We start from the raw sequence: 24701 nt of genomic DNA on the forward strand, positions 1-24701 counted from the left end.
TTCAGGCAGGCGCGTTTTTTCTGAAATAAATAGGCACTGCATGCGACGCCGAGAACTCAAAAATCTTGCAGCACTTATACTGATACAAGCTGCAGGGGCTGTATTGCCTATTTTGGTATTTCCTTATCTTTTTCACATCATGACAGCTGAGGCCTTTTCTCAGCTGGTGCTATCAGAATCGATCTCCCTCATAGTAGTCTCGATTGTCCTGTACAGTTTTGAAGTAACAGGCGTATCTAGAATAATAAGGCTCTCGATGGAAAAAGACCCGGCGGGAGTGAGTCAACACTTCAGCGAGGTGTTCTGGACGCGCCTTGCACTCTGGGCAATATGCATTCTAGCCATCTCTGCCGCCGGCATCGTTGTGAAACCAGATTTAATATGGTCTATATTGGGGTGGAGCCTCATACCACTTGGATATATCTTCCAATCCTCCTATTTCTATCAGGGAACCGAAGACAACGTACCTCATTGCGTAGCGGTTCTGATATCAAGAGCCATGGCCGTTTGCAGCGTTTATGCTGCAAGCCTCTTCTGGAGTTCTCCTGCCTACCTGGCCGCAAGCATCGGGCTTTGCTACCTAGCTGGCGGGCTCCTTTCGCTAGCCTATCTCATGGCAACCCGAAAAGTCAGGCTGTCGCCCCCTCGACCGGCTCGATCATCAATGAACTCAAACTGGGTTGGCACATTTTCATTGGCAACCTTTCAGTGATTTTGTTTCGCGACTCAAATGTCCTAATTCTGAATGCATTCAATACGCCTCCGGGCGCAATTGCTATCTACTCCGTCATAGAAAAGCTGATCAAAGCTTTACAAGCATCAGTTCGTCCGCTGAACATGTTTTTTTACACTAAAGCAGTCGCACTGTTACCCGAGCATGACGCGCCCTCCCCAGCGCACTACAAAGCATTAAGGAAATTTGTCACGCCACAATATAAGATTCTAGGCTTGAGCCTCCTCTGTGGCGCGACTATCTATATCTTTTCCATAAAGTTCTTACCAGAACTGGCACCACCTCCCACTCTGGAAGCATTAACACTTTCGAGCCTGATGCTGTCATCGATATTTTTTGGGATAGCAAACTTCATTTTGGGCACCGCTGGCCTGAACAACTTGAATGAAAAGAAATTCTTTTCGTCCACCCTGATAAAAGTCGGATTAATCTCAATCGTACTGAACACTTTGCTGATCTGTTTTTTCTCCAATTACGGAGCAGCTTGCGGTTTCGCTTTAGGCGAGTTTATGTTGTTTTTGTTCGTACGCATGCGGTATCATCGTTAACATTTATCCTGGGCACATATTTCCAATGCAACGATCCTTCCAGATTTGCACGCGCTGCGTGATGGACACATCTGACGAATCCATTACCTTCGACGAACAAGGTGTCTGCGACCACTGCTTAGGCTTCGACAGATATGTCAAGCCTCACTGGGACACCGGCCCTGCGGGGCGCGCGCAGCTGGAGGCTCTGGTTGCCCGCATCAAGAAAGATAGTCAGGGCAAGCCATTCGACTGCATCATGGGGATGAGCGGTGGCCTGGACAGCTCATACCTCCTCCATGTGGCCGTGAAAGAATACGGCCTTCGCCCGCTGGTATTTCATGTTGACGGCGGCTGGAACTCCCAGATGGCCGTGCATAATATCGAAGTCATGATCGATAAGCTGGGGCTTGACCTCTACACGGAGGTGATAAACTGGGAGGAAATGAAGGATTTCCAGCGTGCATTCTTTCGCGCGTCCGTTCCTCACATCGATATACCGCAGGACCATGCTTTTGTCGCAACTCTCTACCACTTCGCAAATAAGCACAATATTAAATATATTCTGAACGGCGGAAATTTTTCAACAGAGTGCGTAAGGAATCCATTGGAATGGATGTACTATGGTACAGACATGTGGCAACTCAAGGATATCCACAATCGCTTTGGTGAGCGACCACTTCGCGATTATCCGCTGAGCAGCATCTGGTTTCATAAGATCTATCTTCGCTATCTCAAACGCGTACAAGTCGTCAAGCCTTTAAACTTTGTTCCTTATATCCGAACAGATGCAGTCAAGGTGTTGACAGAAACCTATGGCTGGACGGCGTACCCGCGCAAGCACGACGAGTCGCGATTCACGAAATTCTATGAAGGCTACTGGCTCCCTACAAAGTTTGGCTATGATACTCGCAAGGTTCAGTTCTCAAGCCTGATTTTGACCGGGCAAATGACGCGAATGGAAGCACTTGAACTGTTGAAAGAGCCTTCCTATAACGAGGAGACCATCCGCCAAGACTTTGAATACATTGCCAACAAACTCGACATGAGTGTCGATGAGCTTGAGGCTTTGCATCGCCTGCCAAACAAGTCTTTCAAAGACTACCGTTCTCAACATCTCCTGTTTGAATGGGGCGCGAAGGCCATGCGCCTTCTGGGTATCGAACGAGCGGTGAAGCGATGATTACAATCGTCGACTATAACGTAGGCAACCTGTTGTCCTTTGTAAATCTCTACAGCCGGCTCAATATCGAGTGCATCCTCGCTAGGAGCCCAACAGATCTCGAGCGGGCATCCCGTATCATTCTGCCCGGAGTCGGCTCATTCGACCATGCAATGGAAAGCCTGGAGCAATCCGGTATGCTTCCAGTCTTGGAAAAACAGGTCGTAAACAATGGCGTACCTGTTCTCGGGATTTGTGTCGGCATGCAAATGCTTGCTCAAGGAAGTGATGAGGGCACGAGGCCGGGCTTAGGATGGGTCAAAGGCCACGTTAAACGGTTCAATGAGTCTGATGTCCCTATGTTGCCTCACATGGGATGGAATGATGTGAATCCGCTGGGAGAGCACCCATTGTTTAGGGAAATGGGCACCTCACCTTTGTTCTACTTCCTCCATTCATATTATTTCTCCTGCGAACACCCTGAAAACGTACTCGCCAGTACCTATTACGGTAGTGATTTTGCATGCGCGGTGGCGGAGGAAAATATTCATGGTGTGCAATTTCACCCTGAAAAAAGTCATGCTGCCGGAATTCAGCTGCTAAGAAACTTTTCGGAGATTTGACATGCTGCGCTCGCGTGTAATCCCCTGCCTATTGTTAAAAAACAAGGGGCTTGTCAAGACTGTAAAATTCAAGGATCACAAATATGTTGGCGATCCACTGAATGCCGTGAAGATTTTCAATGAAAAATCTGCTGACGAGCTGATGCTTCTGGATATCGATGCAAGCATTACAGGATCAGAACCCGATTATGCATTGATTCAGCGCATGGCACTTGAGTGCAGAATGCCCTTTTGCTACGGCGGCGGCATAAAAACTGCAGAACAAGCAAAAAGAATTATTGCGCTAGGCGTCGAAAAGGTAGCAATCAGCAGCGCCGCTATTGCACGCCCCGATTTGATTGGTGAGATCGCCTCGGAAATAGGTAGTCAAAGTGTAGCCGTAGTACTCGATGTAAAAAAGAAATTATTGGGCAACAAATATCAAGTTGTCACGCTGAACGCAAAAACTTCCAGTGAGCATAGCGTCATGGACCTCATTGATATCTTTCAGGCGCAGGGAGTTGGCGAGGTAGTCATCAACTCCGTAGATCTGGACGGGACGATGAAAGGATACAATATCGAACTTGCTTCTTTTGTAAAATCATTGCTAAAGGTACCGCTTACGATGTTGGGAGGTGCAGGCTCGCTCGCTGATATCGAAGCCTTGGTCAATCGATGTGGAATCATCGGGGCTGGAGTTGGCAGTCTGTTCGTTTTCAAGGGGGCGTACCGCGCTGTTTTGATCAACTACCCCAACCCCTTAGACAAAGAGCGAATTGTAAATTCCTCGCAACGCTGATGGATGGATACGTCTGTGAATATTGCGCTGGTCGGCATTTGTTACAATTCATATGGCCATTTAGAAAGCCTTTTTAATTCTCTGGCAGCGGCGTATGCGCGATTGCCGTCGATTAAATTTACGTTTGTAATCGTAGATAACTCGACCCAGCATCTTCAGCCTGCACCTGATTATTCCCAGGCTGCTTTCCCCGTTCATTACATAAAATCGGAGAATGTGGGATACTTTCCAGGATTTCAAATCGGCCTCGAAGCACTGGGCCCCAGATCAACTTACGACGCCATTATCATTTCGAACGTTGATCTAATAGTAAGTGATGACTTTTTCAAAAACTTGAGCCAGCAACTTTCTGAAGCAGACTCTCGCACTGGGATGCTCGCGCCGAGCATTATTTGCCCGTCGAGAGGCGGCGACCTCAACCCTAAGGTCATGGTCCGGCCTACGCGACGCTGGTTGAAGAAAAATATATTCATTTTTAGGCATATCGCTCTTTTTCGGCTCTACCGTTGGCTATCAGATCTCAAGATCGCCAAAAAGAAGTCCCAGGCACCTGCGGGAACACAATTATACTCTCCCCATGGCTCCTTCATGATATTTACGAGCGCCTACCTGGAATCAGCTGCGCGACTGGATTACAACCAGTTCCTCTTCGGAGAGGAAGATTTCGTTGCGGAAGAGTGTCGGCTAAATGGTTTGACGGTAAGGTACAGGCCGGAAATTGTGATTCATGACAGCGATCACGGATCAACATCCAAAGAGGCCTTATCATTTATCGCAAGAGAGCATGTCAAGTCGCTTAATTACATATTGAAAACTTATCATGGAGACAGCGAGAAAGTATGAAACAGATCATGCAAGACATGGCGAATGGGGAAACCCGCCTTGTGTCAGCTCCCTCTCCTCGCGCAAGCTCGGGCACTGCTGTGATCTGTTCTCGTGTTTCCTTGGTCTCTGCAGGCACGGAAAGGATGCTGGTAGACTTTGGCCGGGCGTCGTATCTGCGAAAAGCCAGGCAACAACCCGATAAAGTTCGAATGGTTCTGGAGAAAGTCAGAACAGATGGTCTTTTCACCACTCTTGATGCTGTGCGCAGCAAGCTGGCGCAACCATTACCACTGGGCTACTGCAATGTCGGTGTCATTGCCGACTTGGGTAGCGATATGCATCCTTTCAAAGAGGGAGATCGGGTCGTCTCCAACGGGCCTCACTCGGATGTTGTCAAAGTCTCCAAGCAACTCATGGCACGCATTCCGGAGACCGTCACCGATGAATCAGCGGCATTCACTGTTGTCGCCAGTATCGGGCTTCAGGGTATACGACTGGCTGCCCCAACGCTAGGAGAAGCGTTCGTTGTCATTGGCACAGGCTTGATCGGGTTACTGACGATTCAATTGCTAAAAGCCCATGGTTGCAGAGTGCTGGCAGTTGATCTTGACGATAGCAAGCTCGCACTGGCCAGCAAGTTTGGCGCCGAAACATGCAACCCCTCCAAGGGTCAGGATCCCGTAGCCCTAGGGCTCGCATTCAGCCGCCACCGAGGCGTGGATGGCGTATTGATCTGCGCCTCCACAGCCAGTGACCAACCTGTTAGCCAAGCAGCGCAGATGTGCCGCAAACGTGGGCGGATAGTGCTGGTAGGAGTTACGGGCCTCAAACTCAACAGGGCTGAGTTCTATGAGAAGGAACTTAGCTTTCAGGTATCTTGCTCATACGGGCCGGGGCGCTACGACGCTGCATATGAACAGGACGGTGTTGATTATCCAGTTGGTTTCGTACGTTGGACAGAGCAACGGAACTTTGAAGCCATATTGGACATGATGGCTTCAGGACAGCTTGATACCGAAACGCTGATTACTCACCGTTACAGCTTTTCCGAGATGGGCCAGGCGTACAGCTCTTTGACAACCGACAAGTCAGGGCTCGGAATCTTGTTGCATTACCCTTCTCAGGACGAGGATCGCCTGATTGACCAGGTTTCGCTATCTACCGACGTAGCCCCTGTTACCGGAGAGCCGGTAATCGCTGTTATCGGTGCTGGCAACTATGCCTCTCGCATGCTCTTGCCGGCACTCAAGAAATCAGGGGCCCAGTTTAAGACAATCCTCAGCAATAGCGGTATTTCCGGCGTAATTCAGGGCGAAAAGCAGGGCTTCGCCGTCGCAGCGAGCGATGAGGAAGTCATCTGGAAAGACACCAACATCGATGGCGTCGTTATCGCAACCCGGCACAATAGCCATGCGTCGCTGGTTTCCCGCGCGTTGAGTGAAGGTAAACATGTATTTGTCGAGAAACCGCTAGCCATTGATGATTCAGGGCTGGCGTCTGTCAGGGAGGCCTACACCTCTGCACGGCTGGCTGGCCATACACGTCAGCTAATGGTCGGTTTCAATCGTCGGTTCGCCCCGCAGACCGTAAAAATGAAGTCATTGCTGGGCAGCGTGCCTGGGCCTAAAGTATTCATAATGACGATGAATGCCGGAGAGTTGCCAGCCAACCATTGGACACATGACCTTGAAGTTGGGGGTGGGCGTATGATCGGCGAAGCTTGCCATTTCATCGACTTGATGCGGTTCCTTGCGGATTCGCGTATCACTGAAGTACAAGCAACGCGCATGGGGCCTAATGATTACGTGGCGATCACTGAAGACAAGGCGGTGATTACTCTACGCTTCGAAAATGGATCGTTCGGCACGATTTTCTACCTGGCCAACGGTGCAGCAAGTTATCCCAAGGAGAGAATCGAAGTATTCACCAGCGGAAAGGTGTTGCAGCTTGACAACTTCAGAAAGCTTAAAGGCTTTGGTTGGCCTGGTTTTAGTTCAATGAATCTGTGGAAGCAGGATAAAGGTCAGGATCAATGCGCCGCGGCATGGCTCGCCTCACTGCGAAGTGGTAAATCTGCTATTCCAGTAGATGAGATATTCGAGGTAGCAGAGGCCACACTTCAGTCTGCCATGTTGCTGCGTAGCCAATAATGAGCACAGTAGAACGACTGCTCGGCTATTCGCGCCTCGGCTGGCTCAATATCGCGAAGGTTTTACGATATCGTGCAAGCATCAAATGGAGGCTGAGTGCTGCACAGCGCATCAAGGCTCAGTTACCCTGCGGGCCTTACTTCTCTGCTCCTACAAGTAATTCGCAACGGGTGAAAACATCGTTTGCCTGGGAGAATGTGCTCGTTTTTTTTGGAAAGCCAGTCAGAAGAGTGGGGGACCTCACCTCTCCGCCAGCCTGGCATAAACACCCTCTGTCAGGCTCACCGTTCTCCAACCACGACCGCCCGTGGTGGACAATCACGGACTTCGATAACCGTAACGGTGATATCAAAGCCTATTGGGAATTCAGCCGGATGGGGTGGGTCACTTATCTGGCGCAGGGTGTTGCTTCAGAAGTGCCTGGAGCCTTACAGGCATTGAACTTGTGGATAGAGGATTGGTGTGTTCATAATCCCGTCAACATCGGACCCAACTGGAAATGCGGCCAAGAGGCGTCTTTCCGAGTGCTGCATCTTTGTGCAGCGACGCTGTTGCTCGATAATCGTGAGCACGCCAGCAAGGCCCTGCTTGAGCTGATAAAAATTCATCTTGAACGGATAGCACCTACCACTGGTTATGCACTGGCGCAAGACAACAATCACGGCACCTCCGAAGCCGCGGCACTTTATGTGGGCGGTAGCCTGCTGCAGCGGCATGGGCACAGAAGAGGTGAGGCGCTACGCTATAAAGGCCAGCTGATGTTGGAAGAACGTGCTAAATCGTTGATCGCTGACGACGGTACATTCAGCCAGTACTCTGTAAATTATCATCGCCTGATGCTGGACACTTATAGCTTCGCTGAACACTGGCGCTCTGTCAGTGGCCATGCGCCCTTCAAACCAACAACCTATGACCGCCTGAGAAGAGCAACTGACTGGCTGGCTGCAATGGTCATGGAAAGCTCGGGAGACGCTCCAAATATAGGAGCAAACGATGGTGCCCATATCATCAATCTGAGCGCATGCGACTACAGAGACTTTCGCCCGTCACTGCAACTTGCGAGTGTATTGTTCAGACATGCGCGCGCATTCGGCGAAGGATCTTGGAACTTGGGAATTCACTGGCTGAATATAGCCATCCCTGAGCGCCGTATAGTGCCGGGCGGATCCACATTGATGGACGATGGCGGCTTCTCTACCTGTCGTGATGCGAACCACCTGCTGGTGCTACGTTTCGCACGCTTCAGTTTCCGGCCAAGTCAGGCCGACATATTGCATCTCGATTATTGGCACAATGGGCAAAACCTACTCGGAGATGGTGGTACGTTTAGTTATAATGATGCTCAGTGGTCTGACTATTTCTCTGGTGTCAAGGCTCATAATACCGCTGAATTCGATGACAGGGACCAGATGCCTAGGCTGAGCCGTTTTCTCTACGGGCGCTGGCCGAACTCCTATAATGTTAGTTCATCGGCTGATGGAATGGCGGCGTCTTACACAGACTACAAAGGCTGCTCGCACTCCCGGCGTGTAAGCCAGCTAAGCGATGGGCTGAAGGTCGTTGACACACTCAGTGGCTTCAAAAGCTGCGCTCGCTTGAGGTGGCGTTTGCCGCCTGGCGATTGGATGCTGGGGGCTGATACCGTGTCGTGCGGGAGCGTCCGTTATGCTTTCGAAGCGGATGTCGAATTTACACTTGTGCTCGAACAAGGCTGGGCGTCCACTCATTACCTCCAGAGGCACGCTGTCCCTGTGATAGAGGTCGCTGTACGTGCCCCCGGAAACGTAACAATGACGTTGAGCATAGAATCATGAAAGTACTTTATTTCCATCAACACTTCTCGACTCCAAAAGGTTCTGTCGGCATCCGCTCCTACCAGCTGGCCCGGCGCCTTATCTCAGAAGGCCACAGCGTCACAATGGTATGCGGCAGCTACGGCGGGGGCGAAACAGGGCTGACCACTGAATTCCAGAATGGGCGCAGACGAGGCAGTATCGATGGAATCGATGTCATCGAATTCGATCTGAGCTACTCGAATGCGCACGGGTTCCTGCGAAGGACATTGACGTTCCTTCGGTTTTCATTGCGCAGCACTTGGGTTGCCTTGAAAGAGCCTTGTGACCTGGTGTTCGCTACGACAACCCCTCTGACTGCCGGTATTCCCGGGATCGCGGCTCGGTGGCTACGTCGCAAACCGTTCGTGTTCGAGGTCAGGGACTTGTGGCCAGAGCTCCCCAGAGCGATGAATGTGATTAAAAATCCCCTCGTTTATCGCTTGCTGGCGCTTTTGGAATGGGCAAGTTACAAATCAGCGACCCGGCTTGTCGGGCTCTCGCCTGGTATTGTGGAAGGCATCCGAAAACTGGATATCTCTTCAGCGAGCATTCGGATGATACCCAATGGTTGCGATATCGATATTTTCTCAAGCCCCGCAGAGGGATGGCGCCCGCCAGGGATTCAGGCAGACGACTTTCTCGCTGTATTTGCCGGCACTCACGGCATCGCCAACGGCCTTGATGCGGTCTTGGATGCCGCCAAGGTCCTCAAAGACCGAAACGCTCTGCATATCAAGATCTTGCTAATTGGCGATGGCAAGCTCAAACCTGCCTTGCTTGAGCGAGCAAGGTCTGAACAACTGACTAATGTGGTTTTTCACGATCCCATCAGCAAGTCGTCCTTGGCCAGGTTACTCAAAAGCACGGACCTTGGCCTTCAGGTGCTGGCGAATATACCGGCTTTTTACTACGGCACTTCACCCAACAAATTCTTTGATTACATCGCCGCTGGCGTCCCAGTGCTGAATAATTACCCCGGTTGGCTAGCACAGATGATTCAGCAACATGACTGTGGGTACGTCGTTCCTCCCGAGCAGCCGCGGGCTTTTGCAGAGGCATTGATCACGGCAGCGGAGGACGCCTCGTTGACAGGCAAGGGACTAAACGCGCGCGGGCTGGCAAATGATTTCGAAAGGAACCTTATGGCGTCTCAATTCGTAGAGTGGCTTGAGGGTGCGTATGAAGAGGATTTTTGATTTCATCGTATCTGCAGTGGCCTTGACATTGCTTGCACCTGTAATGATTGCGGTCGCTGTATTGATCCGTTTCAAGCTTGGCGGCCCGGTACTCTTTACCCAAGTGCGCCCAGGTCTCGCCGGGAAACCATTTCTCATGGTCAAATTCCGCACAATGCTGAACACTAGGAACAGCACGGGTGCGCTTCTCCCGGACAGTGAACGTCTTGGCAACTTCGGTAGGTTTCTCCGATCAACCAGCCTTGATGAGCTTCCTGAGCTGCTCAATGTATTGAAAGGCGACATGAGCCTCGTCGGGCCGCGTCCACTGCTGATGGACTATCTTTCTCTTTACAACCCTCGGCAATTTCGGCGCCATGAGGCCCGCCCCGGGATTACCGGGTGGGCCCAAGTGAACGGCCGTAACGGGATCAAATGGAAAGACCGTTTCGAGCTTGATGTCTGGTATGTGGACAATCGGACTATGTGGCTGGATCTGAAAATATTGATGCTTACCGTCAAGAAAGTGCTGATGCGGGACGGTATCCATCAGGAAGGCTCTGCAACAATGTCACGTTTTACCGGCTCCACTGATGAATAGGCTCGCGATTGCCGGTGCCAGTGGGCACGGCTTAGTAGCGGCCGACATAGCAGAGGCTTGCGGCTGGAAGCAGATCGAGTTTTTTGACGACTGCTTTCCCGGCAGAATGGATCATCATGGCTGGCCTATCTCCGGAACCATCCCTCAGTTATTGGAGCGAAAGGCCGAATTCGACGGAGTTTTTGTTGCCATCGGTAATAATCGAATTCGCGCTCGCGTTCTTGGACTGTTCTCCGGGCAGGGATCGAATGTCGTGACCCTCATACATCCCAGTGCCGTGGTCAGCAGCCGCGCGCACCTCGGTGAGGGTAGTGTGGTCATGCCGTTAGCGGTGGTAAATGCCAACGCCTCCGTCGGCGTCGGATGCATTCTGAATACCGCCTCCACGGTCGATCACGATTGCCAACTGGGCGAATGTGTTCACATCAGCCCAGGCGCACACATCGCTGGAGCGGTTTATATTGGGCGCAACAGCTGGATTGGAATAGGCGCATCCGTCAGGCAGTGCATCGTCATAGGTAATAGTGTAATCGTCGGGGCGGGTGCCGCTGTAGTTCAAGATATTCCAGACGGCATCACCGTTGTCGGCATCCCTGCGAAACCTCTATCTACTTGAAAGCCAGGTTTGGCGCTAGATCAATAGGTTCCCTAAATGTTGAATACTCAATTCGCGCCATGGCCAAGTTTCGACGCTGAAGAAGTCAGCGCCGTTGCAGAAGTCATGCGCTCCAATAAGGTTAACTACTGGACAGGTCAGGAAGGTAGGCTGTTCGAAAAGGAATTTGCCGAATGGTGTGGGGCTAATCATGCCATCGCAGTGATGAACGGAACCGTGGCTCTAGACCTCGCACTTAAAGCGCTGCAGGTTGGCCCCGGAGACGAGGTCGTCGTGACCTCAAGAACCTTTCTCGCGTCTGTTTCCAGCATCATAAACGCTGGTGCCACGCCGGTTTTTGCAGATGTGGATTTCGACACTCAGAATATCACTATCGAAACAGTGACAGCTGTCGTCAGCTCCAGATGCAAAGCTATTTTATGCGTACACTTGGCAGGCTGGCCCTGCGATATGGACCCAATCAACGCTTTTGCCAAACAGCATGGGCTGTTCGTCATCGAGGATTGTGCTCAGGCTCACGGGGCCCTTTACAAAGGGACGCCCGTCGGCACATTGGGTGACGTCGCTGCCTGGTCATTCTGTCAGGATAAGATCATGACGACTGGGGGTGAAGGTGGCATGGTCACGACCAACAGTGCTCAACTGTGGTCTAAGATGTGGTCTTACAAAGATCACGGCAAAAGCTTCGACGCGGTCTATAACAAGGATCATCCACCGGGTTTTCGTTGGTTGCACGAAAGCTTCGGAACAAATTGGCGCATGCTCGAGATTCAAGCAGCTATTGGCCGCCTGCAGCTACGCAAAATGCAAACGTGGAGCGCGCAACGTCGTAGCAATTCGGAATTGATATGGAGCACCGCACGCAAATACGCCGGCTTCCGTGTACCTTGCGTACCGGAAGCTATCAGCCACGCGGCATACAAGTGCTACATATTCATTCGGCCAGATCAACTTTTGCCTGAGTGGAGCCGGGACCGAATTATCGAGTCCCTTAATGCCCAAGGTATTCCATGCTATTCAGGTTCCTGCTCTGAGGTATATCTCGAAAAAGCATTTGATGGTACTTCTTTCAGGCCTTCGAAGCCGCTGGAGGTCGCAAAAGTATTAGGAGAGACGAGCTTGATGTTCCTTGTCCATCCAACGCTCACCACCGATCAGATGATGCAGACCTGCTCCGCAATTGCCAACACCGCGACATCCGCGTTCAGAAAAGAATGATATGTTGGGACACTTTGCCTTGTAGATTTACGGAAATTGCTCTATGCAACAAAGGACCATGATAAATGTATGAATATAAAGTATGGATGAAAATCCTTCTCGTGGCATGGGGTATGGTGAGCACCGTTTGCGCCAATGCTGATTCTATGTTCGTCAAGCGCGTCGCCCCAAGTGTTATCAACCATGATAATGGGCAGATCACCCTAGATTATGGTTCCGTGCGGTTCGCCGACTTCAAACTTAAAGGAGACTTGAAAAACGCTGGCCACCCGATCCGCCTAGTCATTCGTGAAAGTGCCATCCCAATACCCCTCCCCAGTACCGGGCCGGAGCCGATTGGTGTTAGGTATCTGGACACGAAAGTGATTGCAACTCATCATTTCACCACGACCCCACTGCGGCGGGCTGATGGCCGACTTATGGACGACAACCGCAGAGTCATGCCTTTTAGGTACGTGGATATCTACGGTTGGAAAGGCCAGTTTTCCCCAGAACTCGTAGAGTCGAACTATGCGGTGGCGCCTGATTTCCAGCGCCGTGGGGGAGTAACCTTTTTCGGGTCTGAACAGGCAAAGTCGCTGAACCGCCTGTGGCGCTTGATGGACTCGACGCTCGAATCCACGAGCTTTGCGGGGGTGTTCGTCGATGGCGACAGAGAGCGGCTACCGTATGAGGCCGACGGCTACATAAATGCCCTTGGTTGGTATTATCTGGTGGGCGACACAGTCACGCCACGCAAGACATTTGCTTATCTGGTGGAGCACCCAAGCTGGCCTACCGAATGGCAAGCCCATCTTATTTTCATGGCGTGGGCCGACTACTTGTATACCGGCGACAAGCAATGGCTGAAAGAACAATATGACTGGTTGAAAACTGTCTCGTTGCTGGATGTCATCGATAACAAAGGACTGGTCAACATTGAAAATTTGAATAAGTCTCAGAAAAAAGCTTTAAAAGTAACTTATCCAATGGGCGACATTGTCGATTGGCCCAAAAACCAACGCGATGGGCACGACATGCGCCCGTACAACACGGTAACCAATGCTTTCATTTACAAGGGCTTGGTGGATATGCAAAACATAGCGCTGGCGTTGGGGAACGATAAGGATGCTACAAGATTTTCCGATGGCGCACGACGCATAAAACAGGCTTTGAACGAGCAGGCGCGTGACACAAATGGTCTATTTGTGGACGGTGTAGGTTCTTCCCATAGTTCTGCACATTCACTGTTTATCCCTTGGGGCTTTGGATTGGTCAACGGGGACACCTCAGTCCTGGAAAACGCTTTGAAAGCTCGAGTTCAGGCCTATCAGGGAGGATTTCCCTGCTCGGTATTTGCAGCACAGTTCCTGTTAGAGACGTACTTCGAAGCAGGGTTGGATGATGAGGCCATAGCGTTAATGTTGAACCGCAGCCTGCGTGGCTGGTTCAATATGTTGGACAGATATGACGCTACCGTCACCCATGAAGCATGGGATGTCTCATTCAAAGACAATGAGGATTGGACTCACGCGTGGGGAGCAGCCCCCGCGAATGTCATCCCCAAATATGTAATCGGAATCCGGCCACTCGAGGCGGGTTGGAAGACTTGGACATTTCAACCCTCACCCGCCCTGCAGGCCTCCTTCAAAGCGCAGTTCCCCACCCCTTTGGGAATGATCAAAGCCAGCTACGATATGACGAGCCAGCGCTATACTCTGACTGTACCTGCCAATAGCGTTGCACATGTCAAAATCCGAGACGAGGTATTTGAGCTTCAGACTGGCACACACTCTTTCTAGGCTCTGTACGAAATCAACTGTTTTAAACATCGTAAAGAGCACGCCAGCGAGACCATAGCGGCAAAGCTCTCCGCCAGCTTGTCGTAGCGCGTACCAATTCGGCGGTTGTCTTTTAGCCAGCCAAACATCCGCTCAATGATGTTCCGTTGCGCGTATTTCGGCTTGTCGAACAGGCGAGGCAAGCCCGGTTTCGGCTTGCGCTTCATCATCCGAAGGGGAATGACGGGCTGCATTCGATAGCGGTCGCAGTATTGGCGTAGCGCCTCGGCGTCATAGCCTTTGTCTGCCAGAAGCCATCTGCAGCGCTTGCGTGGCCGGCCACGAACAGTCGGGAGGTGGGCGCCGTCCAGGAGGGGTTGGGCGTAGTTGATGTCGCTGGCATTGCCGCCGGAGAGCAGAAAGCGAAGAGGAATGCCGTTAGCGTCGCACAGCATGTGAATCTTGGTCGTGAAGCCCCCGCGGCTGCGGCCTAGAGCATGGTCGGCAGGTTCGTCAGGCCCCCTTTTTTACCCGCGCCGGAAGCCGAGCGGGATGCGCGTATGGCGGTCGAGTCAATCATCCAGGTCTTCAGATCGATGCGGCCTTTTTCATTGAGCTTCAGTTGCAGCCGTTTGAGCATCTGGCTGAAGACACGTTGGTTTCGCCAATCGCGAAAGCGCTGATAGACGCTTGACCAGGGCCCGAAATCCTCCGGCATGTCGCGCCATGGTGCTCCCGAACAGAGTACCCACAGGATGCCATTGAGCATCTGCCGGTCATCACGACGCGGGCGGCCTTTGCGCTGCGGGCCTATGAAAAGATCCGCAATCAAATCCCAAGCTTCATCTGAAATATCGTATCGACTGGCCATCAGAGGATTCCTTTCCCTGGATGGCGGGAGACTCTACGGCAAATGGCCTGAAGCATGGGCTTAGCTGAGTTTCTGCCAATTACGTACAGAGCCTAGGTGCAGAACAACATTTTGGGTGGCAGGAAAACCTCAGTACGACATCCGGTATTTTCAGCGCTGTTCTGTCATGCCCTATCGAGCTCTCAGCGTTGGAAAATGCTCAATCATGTGACTCTGACGCATGACAGGCCTGGTTTTCCGAGCCACCTCCAAAATGATTGCTTGCGGTACTTCCATCGTTATTCGGAACTGCAGCGCAACTGTGACACCTGCGGCCAGTATTCGGTGTACGCTGCTTGGTAAATATGCATCTGGGCGCAGGATAAGCACGCTAACTCGAAAGCGTGTGCATGGCGGGCTCACTCATCACACCGAGGGCGATGCCTAAACATGAATTTTACGGAACGCGCCGCTACTGAAATCCCCCATCTGATTCGAGATATCGTACCGACTCGCCGACTGGGGGGGGGCCAATCGTTAAATTGCGGGAGACTCAACGATCCCCAACCTGCGGCACAGGCTTGGTTGAATACCTGACGATTATGCGCGGACCCCAGGCCCGATAGATCTACCCTAGGTTTGCCTGAGCGCTCCTACCATCTCGGCCTGTCGGCGCCGGCCAACACAAAAACGTGAATCCAGCCCTATCACCTCTGTCATTTGAAAAGGCGCCGGGCTTCTATCGTAGCATTGGTACCTGCGGCTGCTTATGGATTTAATATCCAAGCTATCCAAATATCTACATTTGTCGGAAATCAACGCGGGATTGGATTGCGTAGGCGGCATGCGTGGCAACAGTTGTGTCAAGATCTGTGCAAACTCACCAAAAAACGTATAAAGTCGGCGGGCCTTTGTACAGAAAAGGCTATTTTCCTAGCCGCAAGGATTACTTACGATGCAATCTCAAGCCGCAAGCTCAGCATCCGACATAAAAATAAAGTTTGCGATTGCCATCTTGGCATTAGCCAGCATGCCTATCAAAATCTACTCATTGCCAGGCTTTGAAATCACGCCCGGCCTGATTCTTTCTCCGTTTGTATTTTTGTTATTTGATTGGAAAAAATCGCTTCACAGAAGCGTGGTGGCTTTTATAGCATTTTGCTTTCTCCTTGCTGCGTTTGGCATGAGCGGGCCAGATGGTATCTTACGTAATTTTTTGGGCGCAGCCAGCTATGCAAGTGCAGTACCGTATGCGCTATTGGGCTTTTATATCAGCTCGAGGATAAAAACAATTAGCCACTTCTGGAGATTCGTTGTTCCGATTTCTATAACAATGCTGCTGATATTCTCATTCGACATCTGGCGAACCGCTGGAAATCTGATGGTTCTATCTTCTTATTCTTCTGCATCTTACAGCTCTGCAGAGACGACCTTTATCGATTCCGCCTTCCCTTTCTATGGTAAATACGCGGTAATAACGCTCTCAACCGTGGCGATGGCTTTAGGAGCTTTCGCTCTGTCCGCGACCGAGAGCTATCAAAAAAACACATCGCATTTCTAGTCTTGATCACTGCAAACTCTTTGATCTTCGTCTCATTCAGCATGTGGACTAGACAAGTCATGATCGGAGTAGTGGCTTTTTATATAGTTATCACTATATTATCTTTCAGAAACAAGCTGTCCTGGCTGTCACTGGGCGTTTTTATTGTAGCCTATCTGCTCTGGTCTTTTGGCAGTTCTCTGGGCCAAAGTCCAGACGCTGTCAATGCCCTCCAGAAAGATACAGCTGTCTCGAATACTATTGGAGCGAAAGAATTTGGTGATTACAAACTCAACAGGGCTATCAAAAACCTCGAAACTGGGAATATTGACGACCTGTCGACCGGCAGAATGGCTATCTATCGAGAAGCTATTAAAAAGCTCGATTGGCGAACTGCTATCGCCGGGTGTGGCTTCTGTAACTTAAAAAGTGTTTATGGCTTTGGATTTTCAAGCCTTCATAATATCTTCTTAACCGCTGTATTTAAAGGGGGTTTGCTGTACGCAATTTTTTACTGCGGCGGCGCTTTATTCTCATTAATTTTGTTGTGGCGCCAACCAGCGAGCTTTTCACGCAGCACCTGCACCGCCGCCGTTGCATCGTTGGCGTTGCAAGGGATGGTAAATGATGATCTGTTTTTTCAAGTAATCCCGGTGCTGCTATTTGGATTTACAGGCTTTCTAATCGGGGTAGGCAATATACGAAAATCATCCAAGATATCGTCCGTCTCACACCGACAACCGCTTGATCAACACACTGCAATTAGGTGATCGGTGACAGGCAAAGCGAAGGTATTCCATTTGGGCTATAAAGCTCAAGTGTATCGACGGCTAGCAATTCAATTACCCGGCTAGGCTCTGTATGAAATCAACTGTCCCAAACACTGCAACGAGCACGCCAGCGAAACCATAGCGGCAAAGCTCTCCGCCAGCTTGTCGTAGCGTGCTCCAAGCCGGCGGTGATGTTTCAGCCAGCCAAACATCTGCTGGATAATGTTCCGTTGCGCACATTTGGGTTTGTCGGATAGGCAAGGCAAGCCCAACTTCGGCTTGCGCTTTATGAACTGCAGGGAAACAACGGCTGCATTCGATAGCGGTTGCAGTGTTGCCGCAGCGCCTCAGCGTCATAGCCTTTGTCTGCAGGCGCCATCTGTAGCGTTCGCGGGCCCGGCCATAGACACGTTGGTTTCGCCAATCACGAAACACTGATAGGTGCTTTACCAAGCGCCGAAATCCTCAGGCATGTCGCGCCATCGCGCTCCTGAAAAGAGCGCCCACAGGATGCCATTCGGTACCAGCCGGTCATCACGGCGGGGGGCGACCTTTGCGCTGCGGTCCCCTCATCCAAGAACTTTTCAAAGTCCTGGTTAAAATTTTAAGCTTGTATCTTATTACAATCCAAATTGATGAAAAAATAGATTTAAGAAAATTCTCATCTACCGAAACAAATTCTGATAGGTTTTTTCAGCAAAATACTACTGATCAATCTAGAATCCGCGCAACTCTCATAGTCCCCTCAGAGAAAATTTGCCTGCGGAGCATCTTGTGGAAATCTTATTAAGCGCTGAAAAACTAGTTTCTATATTTTTGTCAATTCTAATACTACTTATCTCATTGATATCAAAGCGCGTATATCGCTCTTGGCTAGCGCCTGGCGTCGTATTCTCGCTGGCATGGTTCGTCTACACGTTCATCCCCTTGCTAGGTGCCTGGTATATTCCTATTACACCATGGGGCGTATCCTTCATTTTCCTTTACTGCGCTAGCTTTTCACTGGGCGGCTTGTTTTTTGTTAAATCAAACGCCTATGCTCAGATATTACCTACCCCATCCAGCACTTCAGATTTCAGACAAAATCATTGCCTCTCGACTTTCGCTATGGGCTTCTCACTTATCGTGCTGATCTGCATGTTGATAAATCTCTACATTCAAGGTTTTACTCTTGAATCACTAATCTTTTCTCCGCTTTCGTCCGGGCTCCGGTATCTGCTCCTGAGGTACGACGGACTTTTAATTAAAAATGTATTCCTCAGCATAGATACAACTTTAAACTATGTTGCAATTTGCCTTGCAGGGGCGACCTTTTCGCATCAGCGGAATAGGCTTAGAAGCGCGCTATTGGTGGCCACCTGTTTTGCGCCATCAATTCTGCATCTCATTTTATATGCTGACAAAGGAACATTGTTTTTAGGCATAGCTGTTTTCTACGGTGCAATCTTGACGTCACGCATTGCCCGTTCAGAACACGCCCTCATCACACTTAAAACTCTAAAAGTGCTCGCCCCCTGCGCCTTGCTTTCCATATTTTTAATACTAATTGCCTTCTTGTCCAGAACCCATGGCACTCCGCAACCCGAAAAAATTTCACATATCATATTTTATTTCAATTCCTATTTTTTTGGCCATCTCTATGCGTTTTCGGATTGGATCAACCATTATGTTTTAGGTATATCGGCCACTACTTTTTCATTGCCAAAAGATTACACGTCAGGTCACTATACGTTTTTGGTCCTAATGCAGCAGATAGAGACTGAATCGACCGTACCTGATGGCTTCTATAGCGAGTATTATCGATACAGTAACCTGTTACAATCAAATATATATACTATGTTCAGAGGTGTTATTCAGGATTTTGGAATCTCAGGATCTTTGCTGTTTGCCTTTGGGACAGGCTTGGTATTCCATTACTGCTACCTTAAACTAAAAAATATGCGCCAAGTACTTATCAACAGCGCCATTTATACATTCTTTTTCTGCTACACCTATAACTCTTTCCTCATCAGTATGTTCTCGTGGAGCAATCCTCTTTTAGCGATCATCGTTGCATACTGTTTTTTGGAGGTCTTCACGCGCGGCTGGAAATATAAAAAATCATATCCAAATAAATTTCGGACTGATCGTTGTTAGAATCTGTACGAAACCAACTGTTTTAAACACCGCAACGAGCACGCCAGCGAAACCATAGCGGCAAAGCTCTCCGCCAGCTTGTCGTAGCGTGTACCAATTCTGCGGTTGTCTTTCAGCCAGCCGAACATCCGTTCGATGATGTTCCGTTGCGCGTATTTGGGCTTGTCGAACAGGCGAGGCAAGTCCGGTTTCGGCTTGCGCTTCATCATCCGAAGAGGAATGACGGCTGCATTCGATAGCGGTCGCAGTATTGGCGCAGCGCCTCAGAATCATAGCCTTTGTCTGCCAGGAGCCATCGGCATCGTTTGCGCGGCCGGCCACGAACAGTCGGGATGTGGGCGCCGTCCAAAGGGGTTGGGCGTAGTTGGTGTCGCTTGCGTTGCCGCCGGAGAGCAGAAAGCGAAGAGGAATGCCGTTAGCGTCGCACAGCATGTGAATCTTCGTCGTGAAGCCCCCGCGGCTGCGGCCTGAGAGCATGGTCGGCAGGTTCGTCAGGCCCCTTTTTTTACCCGCGCCGGAAGCCGAGCGGGATGCGCGTATGGCGGTCGAGTCAATCATCCAAGTCTTCAGATCAATGCGGCCTTTTTCATTGAGCTTCAGTTGCAGCCGTTTGAGCATCTGGCTGAAGACACGTTGGTTTCCCCAATGACAAAAGCATTGGTAGACGCTTGACCAGGGCCCGAAATCCTCCGGCATGTCGCGCCATGGTGCTCCCGAACAGAGTACCCACAGGATGCCATTGAGCATCTGCCGGTCATCATGACGCGGGCGGCCTTCGCGCTGCGGGCCTATGAAAAGATCCGCAACCAAATCCCAAGCTTTATCTGAAATATCGTATCGACTGGCCATCAGAGGAGTCGTTTCCCTGGATGGCGGAAGACTCTACGGCAAATGGCATGAGGTGTGGGTTGGCCGAGTTTCTGCCAATTACGTACAGAGCCTAATACTCACCGGCTATGCCTCAGAAGAAGGTTGCTCCGCCAGCGACAGCCATAGGCCGGCCGCCCTCGGGAATCCTACAGCGTTGTGCGGGAATAAACGGGAGAGATATCGCTTGATCATTGTACAACGCTGGGCCACCTACAAAAGTCGCTATCGGGACTGTCAGCAATTTTGTGTTCGGGCATCACATGCGTTTAAGGTGCATGACATGCCAAGCAAGAAGACACCGGCCGGCAGGGCCAGAAAAAACCTCCCAGATATCTTCAAAGACCTGGTCGAACAGTTCGTCAAGGGCCGGATGACAGCCGAGGCGACTCAGGACATCTCGATGGCCTTCAAGAAGGCGTTGGTCGAGCGCGCACTAGGTGCGGAGCTTGGCCATCACTTGGGCTATGCGCCCGGCGAGGAGCGCCCGGAAGGCACCGAGAACCAGCGCAACGGCACTAGCGGCAAAACGGTGTTGACCGACGATGGCCCGCTCAAACTAGATATTCCCCGTGATCGCGACGGCAGTTCCGCGCTCATCCTGATCCCCAAGCATGAGCGCGTTTCACCGATTTCGACGACAAGATCATCGCCCTGTATGCCCGCGGTATGACGGTGCGCGAGATTCGCGCGTTCCTGCTGGAGCAGTACGGCACAGACGTCTCTTATGATTTCATCAGTTTGGTGACTAGGCTCTGTACGAAATGCATCCCAGCTCGTCCATGCTGCGTTGAAAACAGGCTCGATCGCGAGCCCGGTCGGAATGCTCATTTACAACCAGTAAACTCCGCTTCCTCGCCTGTTTTCGCCTTGCCTGGCCTTCGCTGGAATACATTTCATACAGAGCCTAACGCCCTGATGGAAGAAGTGGGTGCATGGCAACATGCGACCTCTGGAGGCGATGTATCCGGTCATTTTCTTCGATGCCTTGCGGGTGAAGATCCGCGATGAGGGCGTGGTCTGCAACAAAGCGATCTACCTGGCGCTGTACGTTTTGCCGGACGGCACCCGCGACATTCTGGGTATCTGGATCGAGAACACCGAGGACGCGAAGTTCTGGCTGAAAGTGTTCAACGACTTGCGCAACCGGGGCGTCGAGGATGTGCTGATTGCAGTCACTGACGGACTCAAAGGCATGCCGGAAGCACTGGCGGCTGTATACCCTGAAGCGACCCTGCGAACCTGCATCGCCCATCTCATCCGCAACAGCGTGGAATACGCCTTCTGGGACAAACGCAAATGGCTGGTCAAAGCCCTGAAGCCGATTTATCAGCCACTCAATGCTGAAGCCGCCGAGCAGGCGTTGAACGACTTCGAGGCTGGGCCGTGGGGCAAGCAGTATCCGACCGTAGTTGCCGCGTGGCGGCGGGCCTGGGATCGCGTGATCCCGTTCTTCGTGTTCCCGCAGGCGATACGCAAGGTGATCTACACCACCAACGCTATCGAGAGCATCAACGCCCAGCTGCGCAAGATCATCAAGACGCGCGGGCATTTCCCGAATGACGAGGCGGCGACCAAGCTGATCTGGCTCGGGCTGCGAAACATCACTGCCAACTGGGACAAGGCTGCGCATGACTGGAAGAGTGCGATGAATCAGTTTGCGATCCTGTATGAAGATCGCTTTACCAAGCCAACCTGGTGATTTCACTGTCCGTCAGTTGACGGGCGTTAACCGCCCGCACACAAAAAATCTGACAGTCCCTCGCTATCCGATGCAGTGCTCCGCCTGGCTACAAACCGCCTGGCTATCAACACTCTTCATAGTCTGAGGTCCATTCCCGCTCTTAATACTCGATCACCACCTCATCAGCCAACCCTTCGCGCAAACACCGCGTCAGCGCAGTCTTGGCTCGAGCCTCACCATGCACCAGCCTCACACGCCGTAACTCCGGCCCCACCGCCTGCGCAAATGCGACCAACCCTGCCTGATCAGCGTGAGCCGAATACCCGCTGATAGTCTGCACCCGCGCCCTGACTGTAAGGCGCTCACCGTCGAGATCAACGGCTATAAACCCCTCAGCCCCTTCTGCAGCCTGGAGCAGTGCGCCCGGCGTACCCTTGGCCTGATACCCGGTAAACAGCACGTTGTGCCGAGGGTCGGGCAGCATGCGCTTGAGGTAATTGACGATACGCCCCCCACTGCACATACCGTTGCCGGCAATGACGATAGCCGGCCGTACCGTGCTGGCGAGGTAGTTGACCACGTGTACATGCTGTTCGTGGTTGTCCAGAGTAATCATCTGCGGGAACTGCAGTGCCTGGCCCTCCTGTGACTGCTCAGGCCAATACGCTTGCAAGTCACGATAGGCCTGGGTGATACGGCTGGCCAGAGGAGAATCGAGTATGACCGGCAGTTGCGGCCAATTCAGCGGGTGTGCCCCACTACCCTGCGCAACCAGGCTTTTGCACTGCAGGATCTGGCTCAGCTCAAACAGCAGCTCTTGTGCTCGCCCCAGGCTGAATGATGGGATCAGTAAGGTGCCCTGATCGGCGAGCGCCTGCTCGATCGCAACCTCTAATGCTCGCTGGCGCTCAGCACGACAGGTGTGCAAACGGTCGCCGTAGGTGCTCTCCAATACCAGCGTATCGGCAGGCCCAGGCAAGGCCGGCGGCCGCACCAGTGGTGAATCCCCCGCGCCCAGATCACCCGAGAACAGCACGCGCTTGCCTTCTCCAGGCGCCCCCAGGCCTAATTCACACTCGACCCACGCCGAGCCCAACACATGCCCCGCACGCTCAAACCGAAGCCTTGCCAGCCACAGCCCACCCTCGCTCACCTCGTGATGCGCGCCAAAACGCAGCGGCACTACACGCTCTGCCAGTAGAGCCAGAAACCGCGCCAACCGCTGCGGATCGGCGCCGTAGGCCAGCTTCCAGGCATCCTCCAGCATCAGCGGCAAAAGCCTGGCCGAGGGCTCGCTGCACAGGATAGGCCCGCTGAACCCAGCTGCGAATAGCTGAGGAATGCGGCCAACATGGTCAAGGTGAACATGAGTGATAACCAGCGCCACAACCTGGCGGGCATCGAACGCGAACGCCTCTTCAAAAGACTGTTCCGCGCCCTGGTACGAACCACAGTCAATCAGCAGGCTGCGCCCATGAGCAAGGTGCAGTTGATGGCAGGAACCAGTCACGCCCAAGTGCGCACCATGGTGGGTGATATGAGGATCTTGCATAGCCGATACACTCCGATGCGGGAGGGCTATTGAGGCGCAAATACGTCGCCTTGCACCATCGGCAACACTCTGAAATTCTTCCCGTGCAGTCATCGTCATTTTTTTGTGGTCGTAGAGCCGTAACATCACAATGCTAGCAACACGCCTAAGGCTCTCATCGCAGGTCGACAAGAAGGTATTGAATGAAACATGTTTGGCTGATGTTGTGGATCTGCACTGCCGCCGGCTGCGCGGCTACTTCAGAAACGGCGGTACACCGCGGCCATAAAGGGGTGCACATCAGTTGCTCGGGGCTGAGTTCGTCTTGGGACCGCTGTTACACAAGTGCCGCAGTGGCCTGTGGCAGCGCAGGGTATCGAGTCATTGCACGTTCCAGCCAGCACGGTGAGGACGACGACAGCGGCTTTCTTGGGATAAACCCTGCAGGCCTGACCACGCGAACGATGGTGGTCATGTGCACACAGTGACGGGCTACGCAGAGGGTGACTGGACCGCGCGCTGAGCCAGGGCAGCACGCCGAACCCTGCGGCGGCCCCGTGCGGCGATAAACCAGCCGATTGCCGGGCCGATGACCATGCCGAGCAAGAATGCGAAGATGACGACAACTGAAACGGGCCATTGCGGTGTAGCCCAGCCCAGGAAAGACACCTCGATACCTTGTTGATTCTCGAGCACGAAAAGCAAGCACGCGGCTGCGGCGACAAGGCCGAAAGTAATGCCAAACAGGCGTTTGAAATGATTCACTCGAACCTCCTCTCTGAGTATGGCCGCTTCAGACAGGGCTCTCGCCTTCCTCATTGACGCGATCGCGTAATTCCTTGCCCGGCTTGAAGTGCGGCACGAATTTACCGTCCAGCGTGACGGATTGCCCGGTCTTGGGGTTTCGCCCGACGCGGGGCGATCGATAATGCAAAGAAAAACTGCCAAAGCCACGAATTTCGATACGGTCGCCGGTTGCTAGCGACTGGGACATCTGCTCGAGCATGGTCTTGATGGCCAGCTCCACATCCTTGGAAGACAGTAGACCCTGGTGGGTAACGATACGTTCGATCAGTTCCGACTTCGTCATGGTTTTCCCTTCTTTATCAAGAAGCTAGGCACCGCAGAGAAGGTTTTAGCATGGTGATAGGTTTTTGAACAGCCCGGGGATTGACTTTTTGACCTGAAGCGGGAAAGCCGTTGAATAACGCAAGCGCAAGCCTTATTTCACCTGAGCTGCAAACGACAAACCGGCGCTACCCGGGATTGACAGTTCTCAAAGCCTCAGCACACTACCATTCGAGCCGGCAGGGGGCCGGT

The 24701-nt window shown here is 52.0% G+C and carries 22 protein-coding genes and 4 pseudogenes; 19 read left to right on the plus strand and 7 right to left on the minus strand.

Annotation, left to right across the window (positions count from 1 at the left end; all coding sequences use genetic code 11):
• Positions 1-40: 40 nt before the first annotated feature.
• The 13 genes from LN139_RS25715 to LN139_RS13805 all read left to right on the plus strand — a co-directional run bounded on the left by LN139_RS25715 (position 41) and on the right by LN139_RS13805 (position 14024).
• On the plus strand, positions 41-712 hold the full coding sequence (locus LN139_RS25715) for an oligosaccharide flippase family protein (protein WP_442964312.1): 672 nt from the start codon (positions 41-43) through the stop codon (positions 710-712).
• Positions 709-1281 carry a hypothetical protein gene (locus tag LN139_RS13750; RefSeq protein WP_442964313.1) on the plus strand — a complete coding sequence of 191 codons (573 nt, stop codon included), beginning with the start codon at positions 709-711 and terminating at the stop codon, positions 1279-1281. The genes LN139_RS25715 and LN139_RS13750 overlap by 4 nt, the downstream gene beginning before the upstream one ends.
• Positions 1282-1306: 25 nt before the next feature.
• Entirely contained in the window at positions 1307-2443 is a 1137-nt protein-coding gene (locus tag LN139_RS13755; RefSeq protein ID WP_268944748.1) for an N-acetyl sugar amidotransferase, read from the plus strand.
• Entirely contained in the window at positions 2440-3045 is a 606-nt protein-coding gene (gene hisH / locus LN139_RS13760) for an imidazole glycerol phosphate synthase subunit HisH (protein ID WP_236354323.1), read from the plus strand. The genes LN139_RS13755 and hisH overlap by 4 nt, the downstream gene beginning before the upstream one ends.
• 1 nt (position 3046) lies before the next feature.
• Positions 3047-3823 (plus strand): AglZ/HisF2 family acetamidino modification protein, encoded by a 777-nt coding sequence (locus LN139_RS13765; protein WP_236354330.1) that lies wholly within the window; start codon positions 3047-3049, stop codon positions 3821-3823.
• A gap of 15 nt (positions 3824-3838) precedes the next feature.
• Positions 3839-4666 carry a glycosyltransferase family 2 protein gene (locus tag LN139_RS13770; RefSeq protein WP_236354332.1) on the plus strand — a complete coding sequence of 276 codons (828 nt, stop codon included), beginning with the start codon at positions 3839-3841 and terminating at the stop codon, positions 4664-4666.
• On the plus strand, positions 4663-6798 hold the full coding sequence (locus LN139_RS13775) for a bi-domain-containing oxidoreductase (protein ID WP_236354335.1): 2136 nt from the start codon (positions 4663-4665) through the stop codon (positions 6796-6798). The genes LN139_RS13770 and LN139_RS13775 overlap by 4 nt, the downstream gene beginning before the upstream one ends.
• Complete coding sequence (locus LN139_RS13780) at positions 6798-8612, plus strand: heparinase II/III family protein (protein WP_236354337.1); 1815 nt, start codon at positions 6798-6800, stop codon at positions 8610-8612. Before LN139_RS13775 ends, LN139_RS13780 begins: the two co-directional genes overlap by 1 nt.
• Complete coding sequence (locus LN139_RS13785) at positions 8609-9829, plus strand: glycosyltransferase family 4 protein (protein ID WP_236354339.1); 1221 nt, start codon at positions 8609-8611, stop codon at positions 9827-9829. The genes LN139_RS13780 and LN139_RS13785 overlap by 4 nt, the downstream gene beginning before the upstream one ends.
• The gene (locus tag LN139_RS13790; protein WP_236354341.1) at positions 9813-10409 is read left to right on the plus strand and encodes a sugar transferase; all 597 of its coding nucleotides are present in this window, start codon (positions 9813-9815) and stop codon (positions 10407-10409) included. Before LN139_RS13785 ends, LN139_RS13790 begins: the two co-directional genes overlap by 17 nt.
• Positions 10402-11025 carry an acetyltransferase gene (locus tag LN139_RS13795; protein WP_236354343.1) on the plus strand — a complete coding sequence of 208 codons (624 nt, stop codon included), beginning with the start codon at positions 10402-10404 and terminating at the stop codon, positions 11023-11025. The genes LN139_RS13790 and LN139_RS13795 overlap by 8 nt, the downstream gene beginning before the upstream one ends.
• A gap of 36 nt (positions 11026-11061) precedes the next feature.
• Positions 11062-12243, plus strand: a complete 1182-nt coding sequence (locus LN139_RS13800; protein WP_236354345.1) for a DegT/DnrJ/EryC1/StrS family aminotransferase — start codon at positions 11062-11064, stop codon at positions 12241-12243.
• 65 nt (positions 12244-12308) lie between these two features.
• Positions 12309-14024, plus strand: a complete 1716-nt coding sequence (locus LN139_RS13805; protein WP_236354346.1) for an alpha-L-rhamnosidase-related protein — start codon at positions 12309-12311, stop codon at positions 14022-14024.
• Here the strand turns inward: LN139_RS13805 and LN139_RS13810 are convergent.
• Positions 14021-14874, minus strand: a protein-coding gene (locus LN139_RS13810; RefSeq protein WP_442964314.1) for an IS5 family transposase whose coding sequence is annotated in 2 segments (ribosomal slippage) — positions 14021-14530 and positions 14533-14874 — 852 coding nt in all. Because the reading frame shifts where the segments join, the coding sequence is not laid out codon by codon here. The genes LN139_RS13805 and LN139_RS13810 overlap by 4 nt on opposite strands.
• A gap of 934 nt (positions 14875-15808) precedes the next feature.
• On the opposite strand from LN139_RS13810, the gene LN139_RS13815 reads away from it, so the two are divergent.
• The gene (locus tag LN139_RS13815) at positions 15809-16414 is read left to right on the plus strand and encodes a hypothetical protein (protein ID WP_236354350.1); all 606 of its coding nucleotides are present in this window, start codon (positions 15809-15811) and stop codon (positions 16412-16414) included.
• A gap of 59 nt (positions 16415-16473) precedes the next feature.
• Positions 16474-17163, plus strand: coding sequence for a hypothetical protein (locus tag LN139_RS13820; protein ID WP_236354351.1), 690 nt, complete (start codon positions 16474-16476; stop codon positions 17161-17163).
• A gap of 80 nt (positions 17164-17243) precedes the next feature.
• On the opposite strand, the pseudogene LN139_RS13825 reads toward LN139_RS13820, so the two are convergent.
• A pseudogene (locus LN139_RS13825) lies at positions 17244-17736 on the minus strand (transposase).
• A gap of 201 nt (positions 17737-17937) precedes the next feature.
• On the opposite strand from LN139_RS13825, the gene LN139_RS13830 reads away from it, so the two are divergent.
• Positions 17938-19299 (plus strand): O-antigen polymerase, encoded by a 1362-nt coding sequence (locus tag LN139_RS13830; RefSeq protein WP_236354352.1) that lies wholly within the window; start codon positions 17938-17940, stop codon positions 19297-19299.
• On the opposite strand, the gene LN139_RS25720 is transcribed toward LN139_RS13830, so the two are convergent.
• Positions 19296-19508, minus strand: coding sequence for a transposase (locus tag LN139_RS25720; RefSeq protein WP_442964438.1), 213 nt, complete (start codon positions 19506-19508; stop codon positions 19296-19298). The two genes, LN139_RS13830 and LN139_RS25720, sit on opposite strands and share 4 nt — an antisense overlap.
• A gap of 184 nt (positions 19509-19692) precedes the next feature.
• Positions 19693-20148 (minus strand): annotated as a pseudogene (locus LN139_RS25725) (IS5 family transposase); the annotation flags it as partial.
• A 301-nt stretch (positions 20149-20449) separates the two neighbouring features.
• Between LN139_RS25725 and LN139_RS13840 the strand changes: the two are divergent.
• Positions 20450-20916 (plus strand): annotated as a pseudogene (locus tag LN139_RS13840) (transposase); the annotation flags it as partial.
• A gap of 159 nt (positions 20917-21075) precedes the next feature.
• Positions 21076-21868 (plus strand): annotated as a pseudogene (locus tag LN139_RS13845) (IS256 family transposase); the annotation flags it as partial.
• Between the two features lie 142 nt (positions 21869-22010).
• Here the strand turns inward: LN139_RS13845 and LN139_RS13850 are convergent.
• Positions 22011-23402: an MBL fold metallo-hydrolase gene (locus LN139_RS13850; RefSeq protein WP_236360411.1), complete on the minus strand. Its 1392-nt coding sequence runs from the start codon at positions 23400-23402 to the stop codon at positions 22011-22013.
• A 182-nt stretch (positions 23403-23584) separates the two neighbouring features.
• On the opposite strand from LN139_RS13850, the gene LN139_RS13855 reads away from it, so the two are divergent.
• A complete protein-coding gene (locus tag LN139_RS13855; protein ID WP_236354354.1) occupies positions 23585-23869 on the plus strand; it encodes a hypothetical protein in 285 nt (94 codons plus the stop codon).
• 4 nt (positions 23870-23873) lie between these two features.
• Here LN139_RS13855 and LN139_RS13860 read toward each other — a convergent pair whose 3' ends face one another.
• Together LN139_RS13860 and ihfB are read right to left on the minus strand one after the other, a co-directional pair.
• Positions 23874-24146, minus strand: coding sequence for a lipopolysaccharide assembly protein LapA domain-containing protein (locus LN139_RS13860; RefSeq protein WP_236354356.1), 273 nt, complete (start codon positions 24144-24146; stop codon positions 23874-23876).
• A 28-nt stretch (positions 24147-24174) separates the two neighbouring features.
• A complete protein-coding gene (gene ihfB / locus LN139_RS13865) occupies positions 24175-24471 on the minus strand; it encodes an integration host factor subunit beta (RefSeq protein ID WP_236354358.1) in 297 nt (98 codons plus the stop codon).
• Positions 24472-24701 lie beyond the last annotated feature (230 nt).

It is taken from the genome of Pseudomonas sp. KNUC1026 (assembly GCF_021650705.1).
Classification (GTDB): Bacteria; Pseudomonadota; Gammaproteobacteria; order Pseudomonadales; family Pseudomonadaceae; genus Aquipseudomonas.

Excerpts from the sequence above, each read along its gene's own strand:
- LN139_RS25715 (WP_442964312.1), top strand. The coding sequence starts at position 41 with ATGCGACGCCGAGAACTCAAAAATCTTGCAGCACTTATACTGATACAA.
- LN139_RS13755 (WP_268944748.1), top strand. The coding sequence starts at position 1,307 with ATGCAACGATCCTTCCAGATTTGCACGCGCTGCGTGATGGACACATCT.
- hisH (WP_236354323.1), top strand. The coding sequence starts at position 2,440 with ATGATTACAATCGTCGACTATAACGTAGGCAACCTGTTGTCCTTTGTA.
- LN139_RS13765 (WP_236354330.1), top strand. The coding sequence starts at position 3,047 with ATGCTGCGCTCGCGTGTAATCCCCTGCCTATTGTTAAAAAACAAGGGG.
- LN139_RS13775 (WP_236354335.1), top strand. The coding sequence starts at position 4,663 with ATGAAACAGATCATGCAAGACATGGCGAATGGGGAAACCCGCCTTGTG.
- LN139_RS13780 (WP_236354337.1), top strand. The coding sequence starts at position 6,798 with ATGAGCACAGTAGAACGACTGCTCGGCTATTCGCGCCTCGGCTGGCTC.
- LN139_RS13785 (WP_236354339.1), top strand. The coding sequence starts at position 8,609 with ATGAAAGTACTTTATTTCCATCAACACTTCTCGACTCCAAAAGGTTCT.
- LN139_RS13790 (WP_236354341.1), top strand. The coding sequence starts at position 9,813 with ATGAAGAGGATTTTTGATTTCATCGTATCTGCAGTGGCCTTGACATTG.
- LN139_RS13795 (WP_236354343.1), top strand. The coding sequence starts at position 10,402 with ATGAATAGGCTCGCGATTGCCGGTGCCAGTGGGCACGGCTTAGTAGCG.
- LN139_RS13800 (WP_236354345.1), top strand. The coding sequence starts at position 11,062 with ATGTTGAATACTCAATTCGCGCCATGGCCAAGTTTCGACGCTGAAGAA.
- LN139_RS13805 (WP_236354346.1), top strand. The coding sequence starts at position 12,309 with ATGTATGAATATAAAGTATGGATGAAAATCCTTCTCGTGGCATGGGGT.
- LN139_RS13815 (WP_236354350.1), top strand. The coding sequence starts at position 15,809 with ATGCAATCTCAAGCCGCAAGCTCAGCATCCGACATAAAAATAAAGTTT.
- LN139_RS13820 (WP_236354351.1), top strand. The coding sequence starts at position 16,474 with ATGATCGGAGTAGTGGCTTTTTATATAGTTATCACTATATTATCTTTC.
- LN139_RS25720 (WP_442964438.1), bottom strand. The coding sequence starts at position 19,508 with ATGATGAAGCGCAAGCCGAAACCGGACTTGCCTCGCCTGTTCGACAAG.
- LN139_RS13850 (WP_236360411.1), bottom strand. The coding sequence starts at position 23,402 with ATGCAAGATCCTCATATCACCCACCATGGTGCGCACTTGGGCGTGACT.
- LN139_RS13855 (WP_236354354.1), top strand. The coding sequence starts at position 23,585 with ATGAAACATGTTTGGCTGATGTTGTGGATCTGCACTGCCGCCGGCTGC.
- ihfB (WP_236354358.1), bottom strand. The coding sequence starts at position 24,471 with ATGACGAAGTCGGAACTGATCGAACGTATCGTTACCCACCAGGGTCTA.